Annotated in this window: 20 protein-coding genes; 10 read left to right on the forward strand and 10 right to left on the reverse strand. The window is 71.0% G+C overall.

What is annotated here, in order from left to right; genetic code table 11:
- Positions 1 to 31 precede the first annotated feature (31 nt).
- From E2F48_RS06350 to E2F48_RS06360, 3 genes are read right to left on the reverse strand one after another with little or no spacing between them, the layout of a single operon-like run.
- The gene (locus E2F48_RS06350; protein WP_133403143.1) at positions 32 to 1471 is read right to left on the reverse strand and encodes a class II fumarate hydratase; all 1440 of its coding nucleotides are present in this window, start codon (positions 1469 to 1471) and stop codon (positions 32 to 34) included.
- Positions 1472 to 1493: 22 nt separating this feature from the next.
- Positions 1494 to 2108: a carbonic anhydrase gene (locus tag E2F48_RS06355; RefSeq protein WP_133403144.1), complete on the reverse strand. Its 615-nt coding sequence runs from the start codon at positions 2106 to 2108 to the stop codon at positions 1494 to 1496.
- Between the two features lie 20 nt (positions 2109 to 2128).
- Positions 2129 to 2773, reverse strand: coding sequence for a DUF4245 domain-containing protein (locus E2F48_RS06360; RefSeq protein ID WP_246018546.1), 645 nt, complete (start codon positions 2771 to 2773; stop codon positions 2129 to 2131).
- 160 nt (positions 2774 to 2933) lie between these two features.
- Here E2F48_RS06360 and glpX point away from each other — a divergent pair, with 160 nt between their 5' ends.
- Positions 2934 to 3986, forward strand: coding sequence for a class II fructose-bisphosphatase (glpX, locus tag E2F48_RS06365; RefSeq protein ID WP_133403145.1), 1053 nt, complete (start codon positions 2934 to 2936; stop codon positions 3984 to 3986).
- Between the two features lie 80 nt (positions 3987 to 4066).
- Positions 4067 to 5215 carry a Gfo/Idh/MocA family protein gene (locus tag E2F48_RS06370; RefSeq protein ID WP_133403146.1) on the forward strand — a complete coding sequence of 383 codons (1149 nt, stop codon included), beginning with the start codon at positions 4067 to 4069 and terminating at the stop codon, positions 5213 to 5215.
- A gap of 5 nt (positions 5216 to 5220) precedes the next feature.
- On the opposite strand, the gene E2F48_RS06375 is transcribed toward E2F48_RS06370, so the two are convergent.
- Positions 5221 to 6978, reverse strand: a complete 1758-nt coding sequence (locus tag E2F48_RS06375) for a BCCT family transporter (RefSeq protein ID WP_133403147.1) — start codon at positions 6976 to 6978, stop codon at positions 5221 to 5223.
- A gap of 225 nt (positions 6979 to 7203) precedes the next feature.
- On the opposite strand from E2F48_RS06375, the gene E2F48_RS06380 reads away from it, so the two are divergent.
- A complete protein-coding gene (locus E2F48_RS06380; RefSeq protein ID WP_133403148.1) occupies positions 7204 to 8229 on the forward strand; it encodes a lipid II:glycine glycyltransferase FemX in 1026 nt (341 codons plus the stop codon).
- A gap of 35 nt (positions 8230 to 8264) precedes the next feature.
- Here E2F48_RS06380 and manA read toward each other — a convergent pair whose 3' ends face one another.
- Genes manA through E2F48_RS06400 form a run of 4 tightly spaced genes read right to left on the reverse strand, consistent with a single transcriptional unit; the run spans position 8265 to position 12860 of the window.
- Complete coding sequence (gene manA, locus E2F48_RS06385; protein ID WP_133403149.1) at positions 8265 to 9563, reverse strand: mannose-6-phosphate isomerase, class I; 1299 nt, start codon at positions 9561 to 9563, stop codon at positions 8265 to 8267.
- A gap of 20 nt (positions 9564 to 9583) precedes the next feature.
- Positions 9584 to 11164 (reverse strand): LCP family protein, encoded by a 1581-nt coding sequence (locus E2F48_RS06390; protein ID WP_133403150.1) that lies wholly within the window; start codon positions 11162 to 11164, stop codon positions 9584 to 9586.
- A complete protein-coding gene (gene purE / locus E2F48_RS06395) occupies positions 11161 to 11664 on the reverse strand; it encodes a 5-(carboxyamino)imidazole ribonucleotide mutase (RefSeq protein ID WP_133403413.1) in 504 nt (167 codons plus the stop codon). Before purE ends, E2F48_RS06390 begins: the two co-directional genes overlap by 4 nt.
- A 26-nt stretch (positions 11665 to 11690) precedes the next feature.
- On the reverse strand, positions 11691 to 12860 hold the full coding sequence (locus tag E2F48_RS06400) for a 5-(carboxyamino)imidazole ribonucleotide synthase (RefSeq protein ID WP_133403151.1): 1170 nt from the start codon (positions 12858 to 12860) through the stop codon (positions 11691 to 11693).
- A gap of 219 nt (positions 12861 to 13079) precedes the next feature.
- Between E2F48_RS06400 and E2F48_RS06405 the strand changes: the two genes are divergently transcribed.
- Positions 13080 to 13637, forward strand: a complete 558-nt coding sequence (locus E2F48_RS06405) for a GtrA family protein (RefSeq protein ID WP_133403152.1) — start codon at positions 13080 to 13082, stop codon at positions 13635 to 13637.
- A 24-nt stretch (positions 13638 to 13661) separates the two neighbouring features.
- Here E2F48_RS06405 and E2F48_RS06410 read toward each other — a convergent pair whose 3' ends face one another.
- A complete protein-coding gene (locus tag E2F48_RS06410) occupies positions 13662 to 14429 on the reverse strand; it encodes a TIGR03089 family protein (protein ID WP_133403153.1) in 768 nt (255 codons plus the stop codon).
- Between the two features lie 321 nt (positions 14430 to 14750).
- Here E2F48_RS06410 and E2F48_RS17600 point away from each other — a divergent pair, with 321 nt between their 5' ends.
- Genes E2F48_RS17600 through E2F48_RS06425 form a run of 3 tightly spaced genes read left to right on the forward strand, consistent with a single transcriptional unit; the run spans position 14751 to position 20646 of the window.
- Entirely contained in the window at positions 14751 to 15320 is a 570-nt protein-coding gene (locus tag E2F48_RS17600; protein WP_133403154.1) for a WhiB family transcriptional regulator, read from the forward strand.
- Between the two features lie 2 nt (positions 15321 to 15322).
- On the forward strand, positions 15323 to 18847 hold the full coding sequence (locus E2F48_RS06420) for a glycosyltransferase family 2 protein (protein WP_133403155.1): 3525 nt from the start codon (positions 15323 to 15325) through the stop codon (positions 18845 to 18847).
- On the forward strand, positions 18844 to 20646 hold the full coding sequence (locus tag E2F48_RS06425) for a DUF5719 family protein (RefSeq protein ID WP_133403156.1): 1803 nt from the start codon (positions 18844 to 18846) through the stop codon (positions 20644 to 20646). Before E2F48_RS06420 ends, E2F48_RS06425 begins: the two co-directional genes overlap by 4 nt.
- A 61-nt stretch (positions 20647 to 20707) precedes the next feature.
- On the opposite strand, the gene E2F48_RS06430 is transcribed toward E2F48_RS06425, so the two are convergent.
- A complete protein-coding gene (locus E2F48_RS06430) occupies positions 20708 to 21202 on the reverse strand; it encodes a metallopeptidase family protein (RefSeq protein ID WP_133403157.1) in 495 nt (164 codons plus the stop codon).
- A gap of 102 nt (positions 21203 to 21304) precedes the next feature.
- On the opposite strand from E2F48_RS06430, the gene E2F48_RS06435 reads away from it, so the two are divergent.
- The 3 genes from E2F48_RS06435 (at position 21305) to ahcY (ending at position 23493) form a co-directional block, all read left to right on the forward strand.
- Positions 21305 to 21688 carry a DUF3499 domain-containing protein gene (locus E2F48_RS06435; protein ID WP_133403158.1) on the forward strand — a complete coding sequence of 128 codons (384 nt, stop codon included), beginning with the start codon at positions 21305 to 21307 and terminating at the stop codon, positions 21686 to 21688.
- A gap of 87 nt (positions 21689 to 21775) precedes the next feature.
- Positions 21776 to 21985 carry a Trm112 family protein gene (locus tag E2F48_RS06440; protein ID WP_133403159.1) on the forward strand — a complete coding sequence of 70 codons (210 nt, stop codon included), beginning with the start codon at positions 21776 to 21778 and terminating at the stop codon, positions 21983 to 21985.
- A gap of 8 nt (positions 21986 to 21993) precedes the next feature.
- Complete coding sequence (ahcY, locus tag E2F48_RS06445; protein ID WP_133403160.1) at positions 21994 to 23493, forward strand: adenosylhomocysteinase; 1500 nt, start codon at positions 21994 to 21996, stop codon at positions 23491 to 23493.
- Positions 23494 to 23585: the final 92 nt, after the last annotated feature.

A 23585-nucleotide genomic window follows, 5' to 3' on the forward strand; every position in this document is an offset into this window, starting at 1 on the left:
TGCGCCGGCCGCGTGCGGGCGCTCGAAGGGGTCAGGCCTGCGGCGGGCGGGTCATCGACAGGACGTCGAGTGCCGTATCGAGCTGCTCCTCGGTGAGCTCGCCGCGCTCCACGAAGCCCAGGGCGAGCACGGCCTCACGCACGGTGAGCCCCTCGGCGACGGCCTTCTTGGCGATCTTCGCGGCGTTCTCATAGCCGATGAACTTGTTCAGCGGAGTCACGATCGACGGCGAGGCCTCGGCGAGGAAGCGGGCCCGCTCCACGTTCGCGGTGATCCCGTCGACCATGCGGTCGGCCGAGACGCGGCAGGAGTTGCTGAGCAGGCGGATCGACTCGAGCACGTTGCGGGCGATCACCGGGATGCCGACGTTCAGCTCGAACGCGCCGTTGGTGCCGGCCCAGGCCACGGTGGCGTCATTGCCGATGACCTGCGCGCAGACCATGAGCACGGCCTCCGGGATGACCGGGTTGACCTTGCCGGGCATGATCGAGGAGCCCGGCTGCAGGTCGGGCAGGGCGATCTCGCCCAGGCCCGTATTGGGCCCGGAGCCGAGCCAGCGGAGGTCGTTGTGGATCTTCGTCAGGGACACCGCGATGGTGCGCAGCATCCCCGAGACCTCCACGAGGCCGTCGCGGTTCGCCTGGGCCTCGAAGTGGTCGCGGGCCTCGGTCAGCGGAAGGGCGGTGTCGGCGGCGAGCAGCTCGATCACGCGCGCCGAGAATCCGGCGGGGGTGTTGATGCCGGTGCCGACGGCGGTGCCGCCCAAGGGGACCTCGGCGACGCGGGGCAGGGACGCCTGAATCCGCTCGATGCCGTAGCGGACCTGCGCGGCGTAGCCGCCGAACTCCTGACCCAGGGTGACGGGGGTGGCGTCCATCAGGTGGGTGCGCCCGGACTTCACCACGGTGCTGAACTCCTCGGCCTTGCGCTCCAGCGCCGCGGCGAGGTGCTCAAGGGCCGGGATCAGGTCGTTGGTCAGCGCCGAGGTCGCCGCGACGTGCACCGAGGTCGGGAAGACGTCGTTGGAGGACTGGGAGGCGTTGACGTGGTCGTTGGGGTGGACCGTCACCGCGCTGCCGGCGGCCTCGAGGGCACGCGTCGCAAGGGTCGCGATGACCTCGTTGGCGTTCATGTTCGATGAGGTGCCAGAGCCGGTCTGGTAGATGTCAACGGGGAAGTCGCCGTCGTACTTTCCCGCCGCCACCTCCTCGGCCGCGGCTTCGATGGCCCGGGCGCGCTCGCCGTCGAGCACCCCCAGTTCGGCGTTGGCGGTCGCGGCTGCCTTCTTAATGCGGGCCAGCGCTTCGATGTGCGCCCGCTCCAGGGTGGTGCCGGAGATCGGGAAGTTCTCGACGGCGCGCTGGGTCTGCGCGCGGTACAGGGCGTTGGCCGGAACGCGCACCTCGCCCATGGTGTCGTGCTCGATCCGGAATCCGGCGTCCTGGGAAGTGGTGTTCGGGGTTGGCGTCATGGGCCAATTCTCGCCTCAGCGCTTACAGTGCGCCAAATCCGGAGACCCGGACCACCTTGCCCTCCGCCAGCCGGTACGATACCCCGACGACGGCGGTCGAACCGGCCTCCACGGCGTCGGCGATTACCCGGGAGCTGTCCACCAGCCGCTTGGAGGTCTGCCTCACGTGCTCGACGGCGGTGCCGTTGACCTCCGTCGTTCCGTCGCGCCGGGCCGTCAGCACCGAGGGGGTGATGCGCTCCACGAGGTCCCGCAGGAACCCGGTGGGCATGTTCCCGGTGTCGATGGCGTCCATCGTCGCAGTGACCGCCCCGCAGTTGTCGTGCCCGAGGATGACGATCAGCGGCACGCCCAGCACGCTCACGCTGTACTCGAGGGAACCAAGCACGGCGTCGTCGATCACCTGGCCGGCGGTGCGGACGACGAACACGTCGCCGAGGCCGAGGTCGAAGATGATCTCGGCGGCGAGCCGGGAGTCGGAGCACCCGAAAATCACGGCGAAGGGGTTCTGGTTGTGCACCAGGGTTCTCCGGCGCGAGGCGTCCTGGTTGGGGTGGGAGGAATCCGCGGCGACGAAGCGCGCGTTGCCTTCCTGAAGTCGGTGCCAGGCCTGGGCGGGGGTCAGTTGCTCAGTCACGCCCCCACTCTACCGGTGGGTCAGGGGGCCTCGGCAGTCGGCGGCGCGGGTTCGACGTCGGCCAGGACCGCCTCGGCCAGCACGTCGAATTCGGCGAGGTCGGCCTCACCGCTGAGGATGAGGGTGGATCCGTCCACCTCGGAGGTGAGCACCGTATCGCCGTTTGAGGCATCGAGCAGCTCCCACTCGACCCCGCCGATGCTGCGCCCGCCGGAGACCTGCGCCTCACCGGCCTGCTGGGCCGTCCAGGTCGGGTTGCCCTCGACGGTCTGGGTGAACTGGATGAAGCCCTTATCCGGGGTGAGGTAGCCGACCTCCCAGTAGTCGACGCCGTCGCTGGTGCCCGCGGTCCAGCGCGCGAAGTTCGAATTCCAGTCCTCGGGCAGCTCCGGGGCGGCCGGTTCGTAGCCGGCGTCGCCCGCGGCCTGGCCCGCGACCCGCTCGACGTCGATGTCGCGCTGGTAGGTCTCGGCGGTGTGCGTGGGATTGATCAGGACGACCGGGACGACGATTGCGACGGTCGCGGCCACCGCCATCACCATCCCCACCACCGTCGAGTTGGCGCGTTTGGCCTGGGCAGGTGTCAGGACCGGCTTGGGCGCCGGGGTGTCGGGGCCGGGCCGGGCGCCGTCGGGGCCTGCGGTCTCCTGCTGTGCATCGCTCACCTTCCCATTTTCCCCCACGGGAGGCCCCCGGCCTAAACGGATGCCCCAAGCCCGGCTCCACTGGCGGACCGCCCCCACTATGATGGCTTCAGGGACTGTGCCGGCCCCGCCGGCGGAACCGGACCTGCGACAAACACTGCCTTCAACGACGAGGACCCACGTGACCGACAACGCCGCAAACCCCACCGCCCAGAACGCCCAGTACTCCACCCTGTCGCCTGCCCTTGCCGTCGGCGACCAGGAGCCTGACCGCAACCTCGCGCTGGAACTGGTGCGCGTGACCGAGGCCGCGGCCATCGCCGGCGGGCACTGGGTGGGCTTCGGCGATAAGAACCTCGCGGACGGCGCCGCGGTCGACGCCATGCGTTCCCTGCTCTCCACGGTCCACTTCAACGGGATCGTCGTCATCGGTGAGGGCGAGAAGGACGAAGCCCCGATGCTCTACAACGGGGAGCGGGTCGGCGACGGCAGCGGGCCGCTGTGCGACGTCGCGGTCGACCCCATCGACGGCACCCGGCTGACCGCCCTAGGCATCAACAATGCGCTCGCCGTGCTCGCCGTCGCCGAACGCGGCACCATGTTCGACCCGTCGGCGGTGTTCTACATGGAGAAGCTGGTCACCGGCCCGGAGGCCGCCGACATGGTCGACCTGCGCCTGCCGGTGAAGCAGAACCTCCACCTGATCGCCAAGTCCAAGGGCAAGAAGGTCAGCCAGCTCAACGTCATGGTGCTCGACCGGGACCGCCACAAGCCGCTGATCGAGGAGATCCGCGCCGCCGGGGCCCGCACGAAGTTCATCATGGACGGCGACGTCGCCGGCGCGATCGCCGCCGCCCGCGAGGGCACCGACGTCGACGCCCTGATGGGCATCGGCGGAACACCCGAGGGCATCGTGGCCGCCTGCGCCATCAAGACCCTCGGCGGCGTCATCCAGGGCCGGCTGTGGCCCACCAGCGACGAGGAGAAGCAGAAGGCCATCGACGCCGGGCACGACCTCGACCGGGTCCTCTCGACCGATGACCTGGTCACCAGCGACAACTGCTACTTCGCCGCGACGGGCATCACCGACGGCGACCTGCTGCGCGGGGTGCGGTACAACAAGGACAAGGTCCTCACCCAGTCGATCGTCATGCGCTCGAAGTCCGGGACCATCCGGGTCGTCGACGGCGAGCACCAGGCCCACAAATGGGAAAGCTACGCCCGCATCAAGTAGGCAGAACGAGCAGGCAGATCGAGCAGGCACATCAATCAGGCACGGCGCCGGCTCCGCCGGGGAAAGGGCCGGTGAGGTCAATGGCTCCGCAGCGTGAGTCAACCCGCCCGCTGGGCGTGGCCGTGATCGGCTACGCGTTCATGGGCAAGGCCCACTCCCATGCCTGGCGCAATGTCGCCGGGTACTTCGAGGTGCCGGCCTTCGAACAGAAGGTCCTCGTCGGGCGGGACGCCGACTCGGTGGCCGACGCGGCCCGGCGGTATGGCTGGCAGGAATCCGAGACCGACTGGCGGAAGGTCCTCGACCGGCCCGACATCGACATCGTCGACATCTGCACCCCGGGGTGGCTTCACGCCGAGATTGCCGTGGCCGCCCTCGAGGCCGGAAAGCACGTCCTGGTGGAGAAACCGCTGGCCAACACCGTCGCGGAGGCCGAAACCATGGTCGCGGCCGCCCGCGCGGCCCGGGCGCGCGGCGTCCAGTCGATGGTCGGGTTCAACTTTCGGCGGGTCCCGGCGCTCGCCCTGGCCCGCACGCTCATCGCCGAGGGCCGGCTCGGGGAGATCCGCCAGGTCCGCACGGCGTACCTCCAGGACTGGCTGGCCGACGCCGAGGCGCCCATGGTGTGGCGGCTGCAGAAGGAGAAGGCCGGCTCCGGGGCGCTGGGGGACATCGCCTCCCACGCCATCGACCAGGTGCAGTTCCTGCTGGGGGACACCGTCGCCGACGCCACCGGCCGGATGCGCACCTTCGTCGGATCCCGCCGCGGGCCCGACGGCCCGCAGGAGGTCACCGTCGACGACGCCGTCTGGGCGAGCCTGTCCCTGACCTCCGGGGCGGTGGCGAGCGTCGAGGTGTCACGGATGGCGCTGGGCCGGAAGAACGCGCTGCGGATCGAGGTGTTCGGCACCCGCGGGTCCCTTTCCTTCGACTCCGAGTCGCTCAACGAGCTCTCCGTGTTCGACGGCGCGGTAGCCGCCGCCGGGCAGGGGTTCACCCGCGTCCTGGTCACCGAACCCGAACACCCCTACCTCGAGGCGTGGTGGCCGCAGGGCCACCTGCTCGGTTGGGAGCACTCCTTCACCCACGAGATCCGCGACTTCCTGGTGGCCGTGGCGGCCGGCACGGAGCCGAGCCCGTCCTTCGAGGACGGGCTGCAGCTCCAGCGGGTGCTCGCCGCGGTCGCCGAGAGCGCGGCGTCGGGCAGCGCGATCGTGAAGGTCGCCTGACGCGCTTACTGCAGCTGCCGCCGGCGGCCGCGGAGGAGCCGGGCGCGCCGCTGCCGGGCCTCACGGAGCGACGCCGAGCGGGCGCGCCGCTGCCGGGCTTCGCGCAGCGACGCCGGGCGGGCGCCCGTCACGGCCGGATCGCGGACCAGGTCCATCATCAGCGCCGTGCACAGGCCGATCATGATGAGCAGGAACGGCGCGGCGGCGATGATGGTCAGCGTCTGCAGGGCCTGCAGGCTTCCCACCCAGAGCAGGACGGCAGCCACCGCCCCCGTGAGCAGCCCCCACAGCACGGTGATCCACTTCGGCGGCACGGCCGCGCCGAAGGAGGACAGCGAGCCGAGGACGATGGAGGAGGCATCGGCGCCGGAGATGAAGAACACGGCCACGAGGAGAACCACAACGACCGAGGTGATGGCCGCCAGCGGGTAGTCGGCCAGCAGGGCGAACATCGCCGATTCCTGGCTTTCGGCGTTCGCGGCGGCGATGTCGGTCCCGGAATTCTGTGCGGTGATGGCGGTTCCACCCCAGACGCTGAACCAGATAACGCTGATGACGCTGGGCACGGCGACGACGCCGATCACGAATTCCCGGATGGTGCGCCCGCGGGAGATCTTGGCGAGGAAGGACCCGACGAAGGGGGTCCAGGAGATCCACCAGGCCCAGTAGAAGATGGTCCAGGTGGAGAGCCACTCATGGCCGCCGAATGCACCGGTGCGCGAGGCCATCTGCGGCAGGCTGACGAGGTAGCTGCCGGCGGAGGCGGGGATCAGTTCAAGGATGAACACCGTAGGGCCGACGACGAAGAGGAAGAACAGCAGGGCCAGGGCGAGGATCATGTTGCCGTTGGAGAGCCACTTGATGCCGCGGCTGATGCCGCTGACGGCGGAGACGACGAAGCAGATCGTCAGCAGGGCGATGATGCCGATCTGCAGGCCGAGGCTGCTGCCGGTGCCGAAGACCTCGGTGAGGCCGCCGTTGATCTGCATCACGCCGAGGCCCAGGGAGGTCGCCGATCCGAAGAGCGTGGCGAAGATGGCGAAGACGTCGATGGCGCGCAGCGCACCGGGTGCGGGCCTGCCGCGGAACAGGGGCAGGAAGGCGCCGCTGAAGCCGGCTCCGCGGCCCTTGCGGTAGGCGGAGTAAGCGAGGGCCAGGCCGACGACCGCGTAGATGGCCCACGGGTGGATGGCCCAGTGGAACAGCGTGTAGTTCATGGCCTGGCGCGCGGCCGCGGGGGTCCCCGGTTCGATGCCTTCCACGGGCGGCGTGAGGTAGTGCGAGATGGGCTCGGTGACGCCGTAGAACATCAGGCCGATGCCCATGCCGGCGCTGAACATCATGGCGATCCAGGACGGCGTCGAGTAGCGGGGTTTTTCGTCGTCGCGGCCGAGCCGGATCTTGCCGTACCGGCTGAAGACGAGGAAGAGGGCGAAGGCGACGAAACCGGTGGCGGTGGCCACGAAGGCCCAGCCGAAGTTGGTGACGAGACCGGCCAGGACCGCGGCGGTGACGTCGGTGAACTCCGACGGAAAGACCGCGGCGGCCAGGACCAGTGCCGCGATGACGCCGAGGGCGGTGAAGAACACCGGCCGGTCAAGCCGGGCAGAGCCGGCGGCGCGGGAGGGCTGGGGATTGGAGCCCGGCCGGGCGGGAGCCGGGCGGGTTTCAGTGCCGGATTCAGGGCCGGATTTTGGGAGGTCGGGAGCCGGTGCGTCGTGCTGTCCGGGTGGTCCTTCGGATCGTGCGGCGGTTCTAGGCATACTTTCCACCCTACGCGCGGGTACGCCACGGGCCCGCCCGGAGCCGCCCCAGGGTGTCTCTTGTCACACGGGCAGGTGTTCAGGATCTCGTGCGACCGGAGGGTGCCACCTGCGCCCGGGATGCAGTAACGGCGGCGCCGGGGCCGGCCGGGCGGTCGGTGCTGCGTCCCCGATGGAGGGCCGGGCGGCGCAGGTCCTCAGGCGCCGTCCCGATAGAGTTGGCCCATGAGCCTCTCCGTAACGCCCTGCCTTGACCGCGCCCTCTGGGATGCCGGTGTGAACGCCCTGTCCGGCCACCCCCAGCAGCTGTGGGGGTGGGGCCAGACCAAGGCGGACCACGGGTGGTCGGTCGAGCGCGTCGAGGTGCGCGACGGCGGCACGACGGTCGGCTCGGCGCAGGTGCTGCTGCGGAAGCTCCCGTTCCCCCTGCGCAGCCTCGCCTACATCCCGCGGGGACCTCAGGCCCTTGAAGGCCGCGAAGTCGAGGTCCTCGACGCCGTCGCGGCGCACGTTTCCTCGTCCCACGGCTCCGTCGCGCTCTCGATCGAACCGGACTGGGAGGCCGGCAGCGCGGTCGAGGCGCGCCTGGCCTCCGCCGGCTGGAAGCGCAGCGCCAATACGATCCTCATCGGGCGCACCCTGATCCTGGACCTCACGCAGTCCACCGAGGACCTGCTGGCGGGGATGAGCAAGAAGCACCGCCAGTACATCCGCAAGTCCGGCCGTGAGGCCCTCGACTACCGGCGGGTCGTCCGCGGGGAGCTGCCGGCCTGCCTGGCCGTCTACCGCCAGACGGCGGAGCGGGCGGGCTTCGGAATCCACGAGGACGCCTACTACTTCGACATCTTCGACAACCTGGGCGAGGCCTCCCCGGTGTACGCTGCGTTCTCCGGCACCGAGGTGGTGGCCTTCCTCTGGCTCTCCGCCAGCGACGCCACGTCCTTCGAGCTGTACGGCGGAATGACTGAGGAGGGCGAGAAGCTCCGCGCGAACTACGCCCTGAAGTGGTTCGCCATCGAGGAGATGAAGCACCGGGGGATCACCCGCTATGACTTCAACGGACTCCTCAACGATGGTGTCTCGAAGTTCAAGATGGGCTGGGCCGGCCACGAGGATCAGCTGATGGGCACCTGGGACAAGGCGCTCTCGCCCCTGTACCCGGTGTTCGCGTCGGCCTTGCCGCTGGCCAAGACCGCGGTGCGGGGCGGCCGGGTGCTGGTCGGGGCAGCCGCGGCCAAGCTCCGCCGCTGACCTTGCCCCGCCGCTGACCTTGCCCCGCGCCGGGCTCAGGCGCCGTCGGCCCCGTCCACATCTCCACCGACGGTGACGGCGAAGGCGAGGACGCCCTCGTCGGTGCTATCCCCGGCCGGCCGCACCAGGACGGGCGCTTCCCCGGCGGGGATGAAGGCGCTTTGGCCCCGGGTCAGCAGCAGGTCGGAGGCGGGGGAATCGAGCAGGATCGAGCCGGAGACGGCGAGGACCACCGTTGGCCCGTGCTGCGCCAGCGGCACGTGGGAGGGGGCCATGCTTCCCTCCTGCCCGGGACCGGACACCGGGCCGAGAGCGATGCGCTGGAGTTGGAACTCCGCGAACGGCGGGCGGTACAGCTCCTGGCCGAGCATTGTGCGCTCGGGCTGCAGCGCCGGAGGTGCGAGCGGCTCGAACACGACGGTCCCCAGGAGCTCGCGCGTGTCGACGTGCTTGGGGGTCAGCCCGCCGCGGAGCACGTTGTCCGAGGAGGCCATGACCTCGATGCCGAGCCCGCTGAGGTAGGCGTGGATGTTTCCGGCGGGAAGGTAGAGGACCTCCCCGGGCTGCAGTGAGACCCGGTTGAGCAGCAGGGCGATCAGGACGCCGGGGTCGCCGGGGTACTGCGAACCGAGTTCGGCCACGGTCGCCAGGTCTCGGGTGAATCGGGGGTCGCCGGCGTCCCCGGATCCTTCCGGCGGGGCCGATACGGCGGCCTCGACCGCCGCGACGATCTCCGGACCGGCGGCGATAAGCATCTCGAAGCCCGAACGCAGCCCGGCGGAGCCGGAGCCGAGCTCCGCGGCCACCGCGCCGAGCACCTCGGCCTCCTCCGAGCCTGGCTCCACCAGGGTTTCGAGGTGGGTGAAGACGGCGGCGGCGTCGGCCAGCGGCCGGAACCCGCACAGCGCCTCAAAGGGGGAGAGGGCGAACACCATCTCGGGCTTGGCGCTGCGGTCCTTGTAGTTGCGCTCGGGCGCATCCGCCGGGACACCGGCGCGCTCCTCGGCGTCGAAGCCCGCCTCCGCCTGCCCGGTGCTGGGGTGCACCTGCAGCGAGAGCGCCGACCCGGCGGCGAGCACCTTCATCAGGTAGGGGAGCCGGCGCCCGAACCGCGCCGCCACCTCCGCGCCCAGGGTTCCGTCGGGGTCGGCGTCGATGACCGCGTTCAACGGGGAGCGTCCGTCCGGCAGTTCCGCGACGGACGGCGCTCCGGGGTGGGCGCCGATCCACAGTTCTGCCTCCGGCCCGCCGGAGGGGGCCCTTCCCAGGAGCTCGGCGATCGCGGTCCGGGAGCCCCACGCGTAAGGCCGGATGGTGTTCTCGAGCAGGTACATGGCGCTCCTCTTCGTCGGGGTCAGGCCGGGGAGCATTCCCCGTTGTTGGCCAGCAGCGTGCTCAGGGTGGCGTCGTCACCGATGGCGGCGAGCTGGTCGAGGTATTCCTGGGTGATGCCCGGATCCGTGGTCTGCGCAGGCAGCACGGTGGCGAAGCCTGCGCGCTCGAGACCGGGCAGTTCCCCGGCGGCTCCGGCATCGGTTCCGGAGGCCGCGGCGAGCTCCTGCTGGACGCGGGAGTGGATGTCGTCGAAGTTGGGGTAGGTGACGAAGTTGTCGGCCGGGGTGCCGAAGTCCGGCGGGCCGATGGTCAGGCGCCGCGTCTCGTGCTCCTTGGCCTTCAGCGCCAGGTCCACGAAGCTTCCCAGCTGGTCCTGGGGGATGTCGGTCTCGACGACCTGGGTTCCGGCCGCGGCAATCGCCTGGAAGTGGGTGAGCAGCGTCGCCGGGTCGAGCTGGGCGATCATGGCCTGCTGCACGCACTGCTGCCGGGCGATGCGGTCATAGTCGGTGACGAACTCGCGCGAGCGGGCGTACCAGAGGGCGTGGAAGCCGTCGAGGGTCTGGACTCCCGGCGGAATCCAGCCTTCGGGCGGGTAGTGGCGCACCGGGTCGGTTCCCGGGATGTCCGGGCCCGAGATGGGAACCCAGCCGCCGGCGTTGATGCGGATGCCGCCCATCGCGTCGATGAGCTCCTCAAAGCCGTTGAGGTCGACGAGGAGGTAGCCCTGCACCTCGAGGCCGAGCACTCCGGACGCGGCGTCCATCATGGCCTCGGCCCCCGGGTCCTTGCTGCCCGGGTAGAGGTCGGCGTAATTCTGCGACACCGTGGTGTAGAGGCTGTTGATGATGCACTCGTCGCCGCAGTTGTAGCCGTCGGGGTACACCTCGCGCATAGGCGAGTCCTCCGGGAACGGAGCGTTCTGGAAGTTGCGCGGGATGCTGAAGGTGGTCGTCGCCCCGGTCTTGGCGTCGACGCTGATGACGGAGATGCTGTCGGGGCGGCGTCCGGTGCGGTCCTCCCCGGCGTCGCCTCCCATCAGCAGGAAGTTGTAGCGGCCGTCGACGGGTTCGAAGGCCGGCCCGGCCTGGAAGATCGAGCCGACGGTGGAGCGGCCCAGCCCCAGCAGGTAGGCGCCGTAGGCGAGCGAGCCGCTGGTGGCGAACATGACGACGGCCAGGGCGGCGGCCACCACGGGCCGCGTTCCGCGCTCGAGCAGCGGCAGGCAGATGATCCGCAGGGTGTTGATGAACAGGAACGCCCAGCCGGCGGCCAGCGCCAGCAGCACGGCGATCAGGAGCAGCGACCACAGCTGGTGGGTTACGAGGGTCACGAGGATCTGCCGGTTCACGGCGGCCAGGACGGCGCCGCCGATGGCCAGGACCCAAACGCTGAGGGTGACCCGCAGCGCCCGGCGGCCGAGGCGCCGGTCGCCGGCGACGATTTGGGCCGAACCGGGCAGGAACAGTGTCAGGACGAGCAGGAAGAAGGCACGCTTGGTCCGCACCTCGGCAGGGGCCGACTGGGGGTAGCGCACCGGATCGGTGAGCTGCCCGCGGTCGCCACGCGCGGGGGTGGGGGCACTGGGGTTGTCGATCATGGGGCCTCCGTCGCCCGGTGGGCGGCGCGCCCGCGCAGGGCGGCGCCCTTCGCTGTGGCCGTCTCCTTCAGGTCCGCCGCGAAGGAGATGAGTCCGGTCCGCAGCCTATCGGCGGTTTCGCCCTCACCGGCGGCAAGGATGCGGGCGGCGAGCAGTCCCGCGTTGCGGGCTCCGCCGATTGAGACGGTGGCCACGGGCACACCCGCGGGCATCTGGACGATGGAGAGCAGCGAGTCCATGCCGTCGAGGTACTTCAGCGGGACGGGCACGCCGATCACCGGCAGGGGGGTCACGGCGGCGAGCATCCCGGGCAGGTGCGCGGCTCCGCCCGCCCCGGCGATCAGGACGCGCAGCCCGCGCGCGTGCGCCTGCCGGCCGTACTCGATCATTTCCACGGGCATCCGGTGCGCCGAGACGACGTCGGCCTCGTAGGCGATCCCGAACTCGTCGAGGGCCGCGGCCGCCTGCTCCATGACGGGCCAGTCCGAATCCGAACCCATCACCAGTCCCACCAGGGGGTTGCTCACTATTGTTCCTTCCAGGAATCGGTGCCGTCGCGCAGGATCGCAGCGGTCCTGCCGGCCCGGGCCCGGACCGTCTGGAGGTCCTCACCCGCCGCGGCAACGACGTTCACGTGGCCGATCTTGCGGCCCGGGCGCACCTCTTTGCCGTAGAAGTGCACTTTAGCCGACGGGTCCGCGGCGAGGGCCGCGGCGTAGGCGCCGAAGATGTCGGTGTTGGCCCCGCCCAGGTAGTTCTTCATCACCACGACCGGTCCGGTCGGGGAGGTGTCCCCGAGCGGAAGGTCGAGGACGGCCCGCAGATGCTGTTCAAACTGGCCGGTGACGGAGCCGTCCATTGTCCAGTGCCCCGAGTTGTGGGGGCGCATCGCCAGTTCATTGATGAGGAAGCCCTGAGGGGAGGCGGGCGTTTCGAAGAGTTCAACGGCCATCACGCCGGTCACCTCCAGCGCCTCGGCGAGGCGCAGCGCCGCCTCGGTAGCGGCGGCGGCCACCGACGGGTCGAGCCCCTGGGCCGGTGCGATGACCTCGTCACAGACGCTCGCGACCTGGATCGAGTGCACGACGGGCCAGGCCCGGGTCCTGCCCGACGGCGTGCGTGCCACGAGGACCGACAGTTCGCGCTCGAACGGCACGAACTGCTCCGCGAGGAGATCGCCTGCACCGAACCAGGCGGCGGCCCGGGGGAGGTCCGCCGGCGTCTCCAGGACGAGGACGCCCTTGCCGTCATAGCCGCCGCGGGGGGTCTTGAGGACCACGGGCCAGCCGGCGGAGCGGCCGAAGGCCTCAAGGGCGCCGAGGTCGGCGACGGGGGCCCAGCGCGGGTTGGGCAGGCCAAGGTCCTCGACCGCCCGGCGCATCCGCAGCTTGTCCTGGGCGTGGGCGAGGGCCGAGGGGCGCGGCTGCACATTGACCCCTTCGGCGGTCAGCTGCTCCAGCAGCTCGCCGGGAACATGCTCGTGGTCGAAGGTCAGCACATCGACTCCAGCGGCGAATGCGCGCAGCGCCGAGAGGTCGGTGTAGTCACCGACGGTTGACGAGGCGACGGCGGCCACGGCCGATACACCGGGCCCCTCCGCCAGGACCCTCAGTTCCAGGCCCAGCTCAATCGCCGGCGCTGCCATCATGCGGGCCAGCTGGCCACCGCCCACTACGCCAATTACGGGAAAAGTCACTATCTCAGGGTACCTACCAGCGCAGCCATCGCTGGGATGCGGGGAGCCGAACGGGGCGGAAGAGGTAGGAAACGCACAGGTTCGGACCGTAAGATGGGGGCTCGTACGCCACGCGCCGGCGCGGAGCGGAACACCGCCCGGTGTTCCGCCGGACCGCCCGCCGCGGCGCGCCGGACGCTCCGCGGTGGACGGTAATTACCCTTTGACCGCGGAGGTCGCATGTCAGCAGTTACGGAACGCATCCGGGGCCTCGTCTCCCTCTTCTGGCGGGAACTTGCCAAGTTCGGGGCCGTCGGGGGAGTGGCGTTTGTCATAGACAACGGGCTCTTCTGGTGGCTGATCCACGGCCCGATGGCCGGCAGTGAGGTCAAGGCCCGTTTCGTCTCCGCGTCCGTGGCGACCGTGTTCGCCTGGGTCGCCAACCGCTACTGGACCTTCCGGCGCCGCAGGCAGCCCAACCCGCTGCGCGAATTCTCGATGTTCGTCCTGATCAACGTGGTCGGAATGGGCATCGCCGCCGGCTGCGTGTGGCTCGCCAAGTATCCCTTCGGAATCCTCGACCCCAACCTGCTGTTTCTCGCCGGAATCGCCGGCACGGTGCTCGCGACCGCCGTGCGGTTCGTGGCCTACCGGTTCTGGGTCTTCAACGCCGAACTCGACGCGGACCCGAACTTCAGCCAGGACCACGAGCTCCTGCATCTCCACACCGGTGCCCTGCCCGGGGCGGGGGCGGGCGGAAACGTCCGCATCGGCACCGGGGACCCCGACCCGAAGTAGTCCGGGTCCGGCGCTCCTCCGGACTCAGCCGGCGTCTGCGGTGAAAGCCGCGCGGGTGCCCACGCGCTCGCCGTCGAGCAGGCTCTGCGTCACGGCTACCTCGGGGTGCACCACCACGAGGGTCCCGTCGACGCTCCAGACCGCCAGTGCCGCCGCCAGCGCACGCGGCAGGGATGTCTCCGCTCCCAGGAGCACGACGCCGGAGGGCTCCGGTGACGCCGCAAAGAGCCGGTTCAGCCCGGCGACCGTCAGGGCATCCGGCGTGGTACCGGACTCGTTTGGTCCGGCGCCTTCGAACAGGACCGTGGAGGCTTCCTGGGCGACGGCGTCAGCGAAATAATCGCCGTAGGAACGCACCTCGGCGGCGTAGTCGACCGCGCCCGCCGGCAGCGGAGCGGGCCAGCGCAGGGCCAGCGCGCCAAGGGCGACGGCGACCTGCACCGCCGGCGGGGCCACCTCCCGTTCGGCCGAGGTCACCACAAGGTCCGCGCCCGACGCCGGGCCGGGATCGGTTCCCGGCGCGGCGGGTACCGGGGCGAGGACCGCCCCCACCTGCCAGCAGGCCAGCGCCCACACCAGGGACTTCCAGTGGACCGGAAGGTCCAGCTCCACGCGCGTACCGGTCCCGGCATCGAGTTCCTCAACGAGGAGGTTCGCCGTTTTCGCGACCCAGTTGTCGAACACCCTGCCCGACAGTTCGATGCGGCCGTCGGGGCCGTACCAGACGAGCCGCGGCGAGGTGGCTTGGCGCAGACGGGAGAGGACGGCCGAGGGAGTGGGGTGCTGGTCCATTGGATATTTCTCCGAAGGTGGGGACGGGTGACGCGCGATTAGAAGGACGTGCGCTTCCCAGCATAGAATCGATGGGACGTGCGCACGGTGGGGAGGGCAGCTTCGGCATCCCGGGACCTTTCCAAGTAGTACGGAGGGTAATTCGAGTAGGTTTTCCCGCGTGGCGTTCGCCCGCAAATGGAATTCTGCTCTGTAAAATTGCCGCCCCCGCTTGACTCCTGTGTATTACACCCTTGTAATTAGGTATCGGATTTTTTCCAGCACCCCGGCGCGAGCGTCGACCGGGATGAGGCTGGGACGGGGACACCGGAAGGGCTGACTATGGGGAATCCAGAACGCGTCGAGGACCAACGCCACATCGCAGCGCATGCTTCGGCGCGCTACGGTTCACGGGGGGTGCCCGACGACTGGTTCCTTGACCCCGCCGACCCCGGTGCCGCCGAGCGGTACCGCGAGGACGTGCGCACTTCCCTGGAGGACCAGGCCACCGCGTTCCTCGCGGCGCATGAAGCACTGACCGACCTGCCGGAGGTCGAGCCGGGCCCGAGCAGCCTCCTCGTCCTGCCCGGCCGCTCCGACGACGCGTGGAGCGCTGCCGAACCGGCCCCAAGCGAGCGGAAGGCGCAGCCCGAGTGGCCCGCACTGCCGCCGGCCGGCGGCTATGACGACGGCGAACTCGGCTGGCAGTCGGACGCGCTGTGCGCCCAGACCGACCCGGAGGCCTTCTTCCCCGAGAAGGGCGGCTCGACGCGGGACGCCAAGAAGGTCTGCGGTGCCTGCATGGTGCGCTCGGAATGCCTTGAGTACGCGCTTGAAAACGACGAACGCTTCGGCATCTGGGGCGGCCTCTCCGAGCGCGAGCGGCGCCGGTTGCGGAAGCGAGCAGTCTGATTCTGCTTGACCTCCGCGTTACGGCCGTCGTCGTAGCCCACAACGGCGCCCGCTATCTCCCCACCACCCTTGATGCCCTCGCCGGCCAGAGCCGCCCGGTCGACTTCAGTGTCGGCGTAGACACCGGCTCCACCGACGATTCGGCGTCGATCCTTCAACTGGGCCTTCCCGTCGGCGCGCCTGTAGTGGGCTCGCCGGCGCGGGCCGGGTTCGGGGCCGCCGTCAGGACGGCCGTCGCGCAGATACCCCAGCGGAAGGCCGCCGCGGAGGGTACGGAGAACCAGGACTGGCTGTGGCTGCTGCATGACGACTCGGCACCCGGACCCACGGCGCTCGAGGAGCTGCTCCTGGCGGTCGAGCGCGCACCGTCGGTGACGGTCGCGGGGACCAAGCAGGTGCACTGGGACAACCCGCGGGAACTCCTTGACGTCGGGCTCTCCATCAGCCGGTGGGCTGAGCGGCTCACCCTCATCGACGTGGACGAGCACGACCAGGGCCAGTACGACGCCCGCAGCGACACCTTCGCCGTGAACTCCGCCGGGATGCTCATCCGCCGCGACGTCTGGGACGCCCTGGGTGGATTCGATCCGGCCCTGCCGGGCGTGGGCGACGACATCGACTTCTGCTGGCGCAACCGCCTCGCCGGGCACCGGGTGGTCGTGGTGCCGGCCGCCGTGATGCGCCATGCCTCCTCGCGCGGGACAGGGCCCGTCGGCAGCAGGGCCGCGCGCCGGGCGGAGGTCTTCCTGCGGCTCAAGCACGCCCCGCTGTGGCAGGTGCCCTTCCTCGCCATTGGCGCAGTGCTCGGTGGTGTCGGCCGGCTCCTGCTCGGACTGCTCGCCAAGGATCCCGCCCACGGAACGGGGCAGCTCCTGGCAAGCCTCGCCGCGGCGCTTCGTCCGGTGGTCCTGACCAGGGCCCGGCGCGGCGCCCGGCGGACCCGGCGGCTCCCTCGGGGCGTCGTGCGCCCGCTGCTCACTCCACGCCGCGAGGTCTGGGCGCACCGCCGCTCCGTCCTTGAGGCGTTCACCGCCCGCGGAGCCGTGGCCGGAGGAGGCGGCACGGGAGCCGTTCCCGAGCAGGACGTGCCGGCCGGTGACAGCAATGACGATTTCGCCGCGCTGGCCGCGCCCGGCCGCGCCTGGGTCGGAGCGGGGGCTCTCGCCGCCGCGGCCGTGCTGCTCGGTGTGTCCCTGCTGGCCCTCCGCTCCTGGATCGGCGCCCCATCCCTGGCCGGGGGAGCGCTGCTTCCCCTTCCGCCCACGCCGGGGGAGATCTGGGAGAAAGCCTCTGCCTGGTGGGTGCCTCTGGGCTCCGGTGCGCCCGGGCACGGAAGCCCCTTCTCCTACCTGCTCTGGGCGCTTTCGGCGCTCGGGCTGGGGAACCCCAATGCGGCGCTCGTGACCATCCACCTGCTCGCGCTGCCGTTGGCCGGGCTCGCCGCGTGGTTCGCCGCGGGCGCGCTCACCCGTTCCCGCGGGCTGCGGCTGTGGGCGGCGTTCTTCTGGGCCGCGGTGCCGGCCCTGCAGGTCGCCCTCGGCAGCGGCAGGCTCGGCGCCCTGCTCGCACACCTCCTGCTGCCGCTCGTGCTCCTGGGCCTGGTCCGTGCCGTCGGCGCCGCCGCCTCGGCACCCTCGGCGACGGGTGAAGTCCGGCTGCGGCCCGGCACGAACGGGACTCCCAGCTGGACCGCCGCCGCAGCGGCCGGCCTACTCCTGGCCGCCGTCACCTCGGCGGCGCCCTCCCTGCTGCCCGCCGCCGTGCTCGGTATCGCTGGAGCGTGCCTGATCCTGCGCCGGAGGGCCCGGACCCTCTGGTGGTCGTTGCTTCCTCCCCTCGTCCTTGCCCTGCCGGTCGCCCTCTCCGTGGGGCTCGAGCCCCGCGGCCTCCTCGGGGACCCCGGGGTGCCGCTTCAGTTTTCCGCCGCCGCGGCCTGGCAGCAGGTGCTGGGTTACCCGGTGTCCTTCGACGCCCTGGCCGCCCCGGCCGGCGTCCCGGCCGCCGGGCCGTGGGCCCTGGTCGCCGCCCTCGTCGTGGGAGCGCCGGCCGTCCTGCTCGCCGCCGGCGCGCTGTTCTCCGGGCGTCGCCGGCCGGCAGCGCTTTCCGCGTGGGCCGTCGCCCTCCTGGTGCTGGCCTCCAGCGCGGCCTCGGCGCACCTGCCCGTCGCCGCGGGCCCGACCTCCCTCATTCCGCCGTTCCCCGGCCCCATGGTCTCGGCCTTCAGCCTGGCCGTGCTCGCCGCCGCGCTTCTCGGCGCCGACCGTTTCACTAGCTCGATGCCGGCCACCGGCGGGCGCCGGCGCGGGGTCCGGCCCCTGCTGGTGGCGGGGGCGGTCGTGCTGGCCCTCGGTCCTGTCGTCAGCCTTGGGCTGTGGACCCTGCCCCACGTGCTCACGACGCCGGCCTCCGGGACGGCGGCACCCGCCTCCGCCGGTGCTGCCACCGCGGCGAACGGGACTGCGGACACCTCTTCGGACGGCAGGGCGGCGGCCTCCAGCACCCGGTTCGGAACCGACGTCCAGATCTCAGCCAGCCCGGCCCGGACACTGCCGGCGACCGCCGCCGACCGCGGCAACGGACCGGACCGCACCCGGACCCTGGTGCTCCGCCGGACGGAGGAGGGCGCCATCGATGCCGCCCTGGTCCGCGGCGGCGGCACCACCCTCGATGCGCTGTCCCCGTTGTATGCGGCCCGCGCCGTCCAGGGCTCCCCGGGGGCGGCCGACGTGCGCGGCGACGACGATGCGACGGCGACACTCCGCACCTCCGTCGCGGCGATCACCGGGGGAACCGGCATCGACCCGCGGGAGGACCTGCGCACACTTGGCGTCGGCTATGTCGTGCTCCGGCAGAGCGGAACGGCAGCGGAGCTGCTGGCCGGGCAGCTCGACTCCGTCCCAGGCCTTGCCGCTGTCGGCAGCACACCCTCCGGCTGGCTCTGGCGCGTCGTGCCGCCGGCAACACCGGCCGGCGTCGAGGACGCCGGTGCGCAGACCGCGCGGGTGCGCATCCTCGATGCCTCAGGCAACGCGGAGGCACTCGTTCGCTCCGGCCCGCTCACCGTCGACGCCGACATCCCGTCGGGGTCGGAGGGCCGCACGCTGGTGCTCGCGGAACGGGCCGATCCGGGCTGGAAGGCCACCCTCAACGGTCGGGTCCTGGACAGCCAATCGACCGGATGGGCCCAGACCTTCGCGCTGCCCGCCGCCGGCGGCGAGCTCGAGGTGAGGTTCGTCAGCCCCTGGCAGCCCTGGGTCGAGGCCGGCCAGGCCGCGGTCCTGCTCATCACGCTGCTGCTCGCGCTGCCGCTTCCGACCCGTCTGAAGCTGTCGCGCCTCCCCGCGGCGGCGCGTCCGGAGCACGGGCGGCCCCCCGCTCCGTCGGGCCCCCGACGGGGAGGGCGTTCGCCGGAGGAACCCATGCGGCACCGGTCCGGCTCCCTGCACACAGGAGCCGACCGCGGTGGGGACCAGCACGGGACCGGACCCGGTCTCGTGGGATCGAATCCTGGAAAGACGAAAGCATGAGCGGCGGAACCGACAGGGGAACCGGGAACGGACGCACCGGGGACGAAGAGCCGGGGCGGTCCGCCCCGCAGGACGGACTGACTCAGGAGGTACCCCCGCAGGAGGTAGCCCCGCAGGAGGTAGCCCCGCAGGAGGGGCTCACGGAGCGCGAACCCGCCTCCACCCAAGCATCCTCCGCCGCAGGCGCGTCGGCCGTCCGGATTCCGCGCCGGCGTGGACTGCAGGGCCCGCCCGGAGCCGTGGCCGCGGTGCTGGTACTCGGAGCCACGGTGGCGCTGGCCACCGGCGCCCTGATTCCCCGCCCGGCGGCCGACGCCTTCAGCTACGACATCCCTGGAACGGCCGTGCCCGCCGGGGACTACACGGCCGTCTGCGCCGGACCGCCGCGGCTGCTCGGAGTCGATGCCGGAGGCATCGACCCGGAGTTCAGCCCCGTCTCCAAGTCGGCGAAGACCCGAGTCAGCGCCATGGTCCTGGGCGACCTCTCCGGAGCGCTCCCGGGCAGCGACCTTTCCCCCCTCAGCGGCGGCGACCCGCTGGCAGTGCTCGCGACGGGACCCGCTGAGGGCGAGGAGGCTGCCCCTCCGGCGAGCAGCGACTCCAGCGGGCTGACCAGCCGGACCGCCGGAGTGGCCGGCGGCACGGCTGTTCAGGATGCCTCGGTGTTCCGGGCCGAACCGCTCGGTGCGCAGACTCCGGTGGCCGGCGCCATGTTCAGCTACACGGCCCGGGACGGCGACCTGCGCGGGCTCGCCGCCGCCCCGTGCCAGGCGCCCTCGAATGACCTGTGGATCCTCGGGGCCGACACTACCGTTGGCTCCACCTCGGTGCTTCTCCTGTCCAACCCCACCCAGACCCCGGCCACCGTCGACCTCGAACTCACCGGCGCCGAGGGGCCGGTGGAAGCCTCTGGTGGTACCGGGCTGCTCGTGCCGCCCGGCCAGACCCGCCAGCTGGTCCTTGGCGGGCTCGCGGCCGGCCAGGAGCAGCTCGCGGTGCGGGTCCGCAGCACCGGAGGCCGGATCACCGCCTTCGTCCAGCAGAGCGTGCTGCGCGGGCTCACTCCCGGCGGGGTGGAGCTGCTGACACCGACCGCCGGCCCCGCGGACACCCAGGTCCTTCCCGGGGTGGCCATCCAGGATGCCGCCACCGCGCGGCGCATCCGGGAGCAGAAGGGGTACGAAGGGGCCGCTCCGGCCCTGCAGGTGCTGGTGCCCGGCACCAGCGACGCCGTCCTCGACGTGGTGGTCCTCGGCCCCGACGGAGAGCTGACCCTCGACGGCGGCGGGGTCGTCACGGCCCGGGCAGGAGCGTTGACGACGCTGCCGCTCGATGAGCTGCCGGAAGGGAACTACACCGTCGCCATCAGCGCCGATGTTCCGGTCTCGGCGGCCGTGCGGGTCAGCCGGGGGACAGGCCCGGGCAAACCCGTCGACCAAGGGCTCGCCGTCGCCGCGGCGCGGATCGGCGGAGATTCAAGTGTCGTCTTCGCCGACGGCACTGACGCCTCCCTGGTCTTCGGTTCACCGTCGGGCCGTTCAGAGGTGAGCGTGACAGGTATCCGTGCCGACGGGACCCTTGGCACCCCGAAAATCTTCAACCTCGCCGGCGGCACCTCGGTGGCCGTGACTGCCTCGGACCTGATGAAGGGGGCCGCCGCGGCGGTCATCAGCGCCACGGGGGATCCCGTGTACGGAGCCCAGGTCAACACCCTCTCCGACGCCGCCGGCATCTCGGTGAGCGCCGTGCCGCCCGGAGCCACAGGACGCGAGAGCATCCCGATCGTCCTCGGGTACTGAGCCTCACCGCAAGGGTCACCGCGGCGCCGGACCGGAGGCCGGCGCCGAAAAGCGCGGCCGGTCAGGCCTGGGAGCGCCCGTAGGCGGGGTCAACGGCCTCCGGCGCCATGCCGAGCAGCTCGGCGGCCTGCTCGACGACGACGTCGTGAACCAGTTCGTTGACCGGCATCACGCCCTTTGCCGCCATCTCCACCGGGTGGCGGTACACGGTGATCGCCGCCGGACGGCCCGGCGCGGCCGGCGTCACCGAGCCGAGCAGGTCCCGTATCTTCTCCCGGGTCAGGTCCTCGAGCCCGTCGGGGATCTCCTGGACGATGATCTGAAGGTCCTGGATCCGCTCGCCCCAGAGCCGCTCAAGGCGCTGGGCCGATTCCATCACCCAGTCATCGAACCGCTCCGCCCGCGTCCGGAAGCCCGGCAGATGCGACCCGATCAGGTCCCCCCGAAGGCCCCTGCCACGCCGGTTCCTGCGGCGCTCGAAATAGGAACGGCCCCCTCGGGGCGCCGCCGACTCGGCGCCGGAGAGGTTAACCGAAAATGTTGAAGCATCCCGCATGGTAGAACTGTATGCCCATCGCACCCCCGATGCATCCATCCGGCTGCCCGCCGCGGCGGTGCTCCCGGAGTTTGACTCCGGCAGCGGGTAGGCTTGCCGATCGTGGGATCCCTCCGTTCATGCTCTCGTTCCGCGTGCCAGCGCCCTGCCTACGCCACGCTCACCTACGTCTATGCCGACTCGACCGCCGTGCTCGGCCCCCTGGCGACCTATGCGGAGCCGCACTGCTACGACCTGTGCGCCCAGCACGCCGAAACCCTGACGGTGCCCCGCGGCTGGGAAGTGGTCCACCTGATGCTTCCCTCGACGCCCCCCGGGCCGAACCCGGACGACCTGCTCGCTTTGGCCGACGCCGTCCGCGAGGCCGGCGTCGACCGCGCCCCGGAGCCCGGGCAGGTCTCCCAGCGCTCGAGCCGGACCCCCATCGAGCCGCCCGCCGAGGGCACCGGACCGCGCCGCGGACACCTGCGCATCCTCAAGGAATAGGCGCACCTCCTGAGGGTTTCCCGCCTCCACCGGCCCGGCGGTAGGCTGGACGAAGGCCTGCATCCCCTCTCCAGAAAGCTGTAATCCATGGCACATCTGTCCAAGCAGCTGCTCGAGGTGCTGCGCTGCCCGGTCACCGGGGCCGCCCTGGTGGAGCGGGACGGCGTCCTGGTCTCCGGGGAGTCCGGACCCGACGGGCTCCGGCGCACCTACCGTCTCGAGGAAGGCATCCCGGTGCTCCTTGCCTCCGAAGCACAGACAGCGGCATCCGATGCCGCCCATCCCGGCACACGATGAGGAACCCCATGACCTTCGATTACAAGATCGCCGACATCTCCCTCGCCGAGGCCGGCCGGCACCAGATCCGCCTGGCCGAACACGAGATGCCCGGGTTGATGGCGCTGCGCCGCGAATACGCCGACTCGCAGCCGCTCAAGGGGGCGCGCATCGCCGGCTCCCTGCACATGACCGTGCAGACCGCCGTCCTCATCGAAACCCTCATCGCGCTCGGCGCCGAGGTGCGCTGGGCCTCGTGCAACATCTTTTCCACCCAGGACGAGGCGGCGGCCGCCGTCGTCGTCGGTCGGGGCACGGTGGAGGAACCGGCCGGCGTGCCCGTGTTCGCCTGGAAGAACGAGACCCTCGAGGAATACTGGTGGACCGCGGCCCAGATCCTCACCTGGCCCGGCCAGGCCGAGGGCCTCGGCCCGAACATGATCCTCGACGACGGCGGCGACGCCACCATGCTCGTACACAAGGGCGCCGAGTTCGAGGCCGCCGGGGCCGTCCCGGCGAACCCGGCCGACAACGACGTCGACTACTCCCACGAGTACACCGTGTTCCTCGACGTGCTGCGCAGCACCATCGACACCGAACCCGGGAAGTGGACGGCGATCGCCGCCGGCATCAAGGGCGTCACCGAAGAGACGACGACCGGCGTGCACCGCCTGTACCAGCTGGCGGCACAGGGCAAGCTGCTGTTCCCGGCGATCAACGTCAACGACTCCGTGACCAAGTCGAAGTTCGACAACAAGTACGGGATCCGGCATTCGCTGCCCGACGGCCTCAACCGCGCCACCGACGTCCTTATCGGCGGCAAGGTCGCCGTCGTGTGCGGATACGGCGACGTCGGCAAGGGCGCCGCCGAGGCGCTGCGCGGCCAGGGTGCGCGCGTGATCGTCACCGAGATCGACCCGATCTGCGCGCTGCAGGCCGCCATGGACGGCTACCAGGTGGCAAGGCTCGAATCCGTGCTGGCCCAGGGTGACATCTTCATCACCACCACCGGCAACAAGGACGTCATCATGGCCTCCCACATGGCGGGCATGAAGCACCAGGCGATCGTGGGGAACATCGGCCACTTCGACAACGAGATCGACATTGCCGGCCTCGCGAAGGTTCCCGGGATCACCCGGATCGAGATCAAGCCCCAGGTCCACGAGTGGGTCTTCCCGGAGGACGCCGCCGCGGGCACCGGAGCGCACTCGATCATTATGCTCTCCGAGGGGCGCCTGCTGAACCTCGGCAACGCCACGGGGCACCCGTCCTTTGTCATGAGCAACTCCTTCGCCAACCAGACCATCGCGCAGATCGAACTGTTCACCAAGGTGGGGCGCGAGGACGCGGACGGGTCACAGGTCTACGACAAGCAGGTCTACGTGCTGCCGAAGATCCTCGACGAGAAGGTCGCCCGGCTGCACCTGGGCGCGCTCGGCGTCGAACTCACCGAGCTCACCAAGGCCCAGGCCGAATACCTCGACCTCGACGCCGCCGGCCCGTACAAGACCGACCAGTACCGGTACTGAGGCCGCCGGCACGCCGATCGTTGGCAGTTCGTAACCGTTCCTGCGTGGCGCGGCGGGCCCCGGCACGTAAGATCGCACTTCGGCAGCATTCT

It is taken from the genome of Arthrobacter crusticola (assembly GCF_004357995.1).
GTDB classification, from domain to species: domain Bacteria; phylum Actinomycetota; class Actinomycetes; order Actinomycetales; family Micrococcaceae; genus Arthrobacter_D; species Arthrobacter_D crusticola.

What these genes read in the sequence shown, in the direction of transcription:
- E2F48_RS06430 (WP_133403157.1), bottom strand. Translation starts at nt 21,202, where the DNA reads ATGCGGGATGCTTCAACATTTTCGGTTAACCTCTCCGGCGCCGAGTCG.
- E2F48_RS06375 (WP_133403147.1), bottom strand. Translation starts at nt 6,978, where the DNA reads ATGCCTAGAACCGCCGCACGATCCGAAGGACCACCCGGACAGCACGAC.
- E2F48_RS06425 (WP_133403156.1), top strand. Translation starts at nt 18,844, where the DNA reads ATGAGCGGCGGAACCGACAGGGGAACCGGGAACGGACGCACCGGGGAC.
- E2F48_RS06380 (WP_133403148.1), top strand. Translation starts at nt 7,204, where the DNA reads ATGAGCCTCTCCGTAACGCCCTGCCTTGACCGCGCCCTCTGGGATGCC.
- E2F48_RS06390 (WP_133403150.1), bottom strand. Translation starts at nt 11,164, where the DNA reads ATGATCGACAACCCCAGTGCCCCCACCCCCGCGCGTGGCGACCGCGGG.
- E2F48_RS06440 (WP_133403159.1), top strand. Translation starts at nt 21,776, where the DNA reads ATGGCACATCTGTCCAAGCAGCTGCTCGAGGTGCTGCGCTGCCCGGTC.
- manA (WP_133403149.1), bottom strand. Translation starts at nt 9,563, where the DNA reads ATGTACCTGCTCGAGAACACCATCCGGCCTTACGCGTGGGGCTCCCGG.
- E2F48_RS06410 (WP_133403153.1), bottom strand. Translation starts at nt 14,429, where the DNA reads ATGGACCAGCACCCCACTCCCTCGGCCGTCCTCTCCCGTCTGCGCCAA.
- E2F48_RS06370 (WP_133403146.1), top strand. Translation starts at nt 4,067, where the DNA reads ATGGCTCCGCAGCGTGAGTCAACCCGCCCGCTGGGCGTGGCCGTGATC.
- E2F48_RS06350 (WP_133403143.1), bottom strand. Translation starts at nt 1,471, where the DNA reads ATGACGCCAACCCCGAACACCACTTCCCAGGACGCCGGATTCCGGATC.
- E2F48_RS17600 (WP_133403154.1), top strand. Translation starts at nt 14,751, where the DNA reads ATGGGGAATCCAGAACGCGTCGAGGACCAACGCCACATCGCAGCGCAT.
- E2F48_RS06405 (WP_133403152.1), top strand. Translation starts at nt 13,080, where the DNA reads ATGTCAGCAGTTACGGAACGCATCCGGGGCCTCGTCTCCCTCTTCTGG.
- ahcY (WP_133403160.1), top strand. Translation starts at nt 21,994, where the DNA reads ATGACCTTCGATTACAAGATCGCCGACATCTCCCTCGCCGAGGCCGGC.
- purE (WP_133403413.1), bottom strand. Translation starts at nt 11,664, where the DNA reads ATGGGTTCGGATTCGGACTGGCCCGTCATGGAGCAGGCGGCCGCGGCC.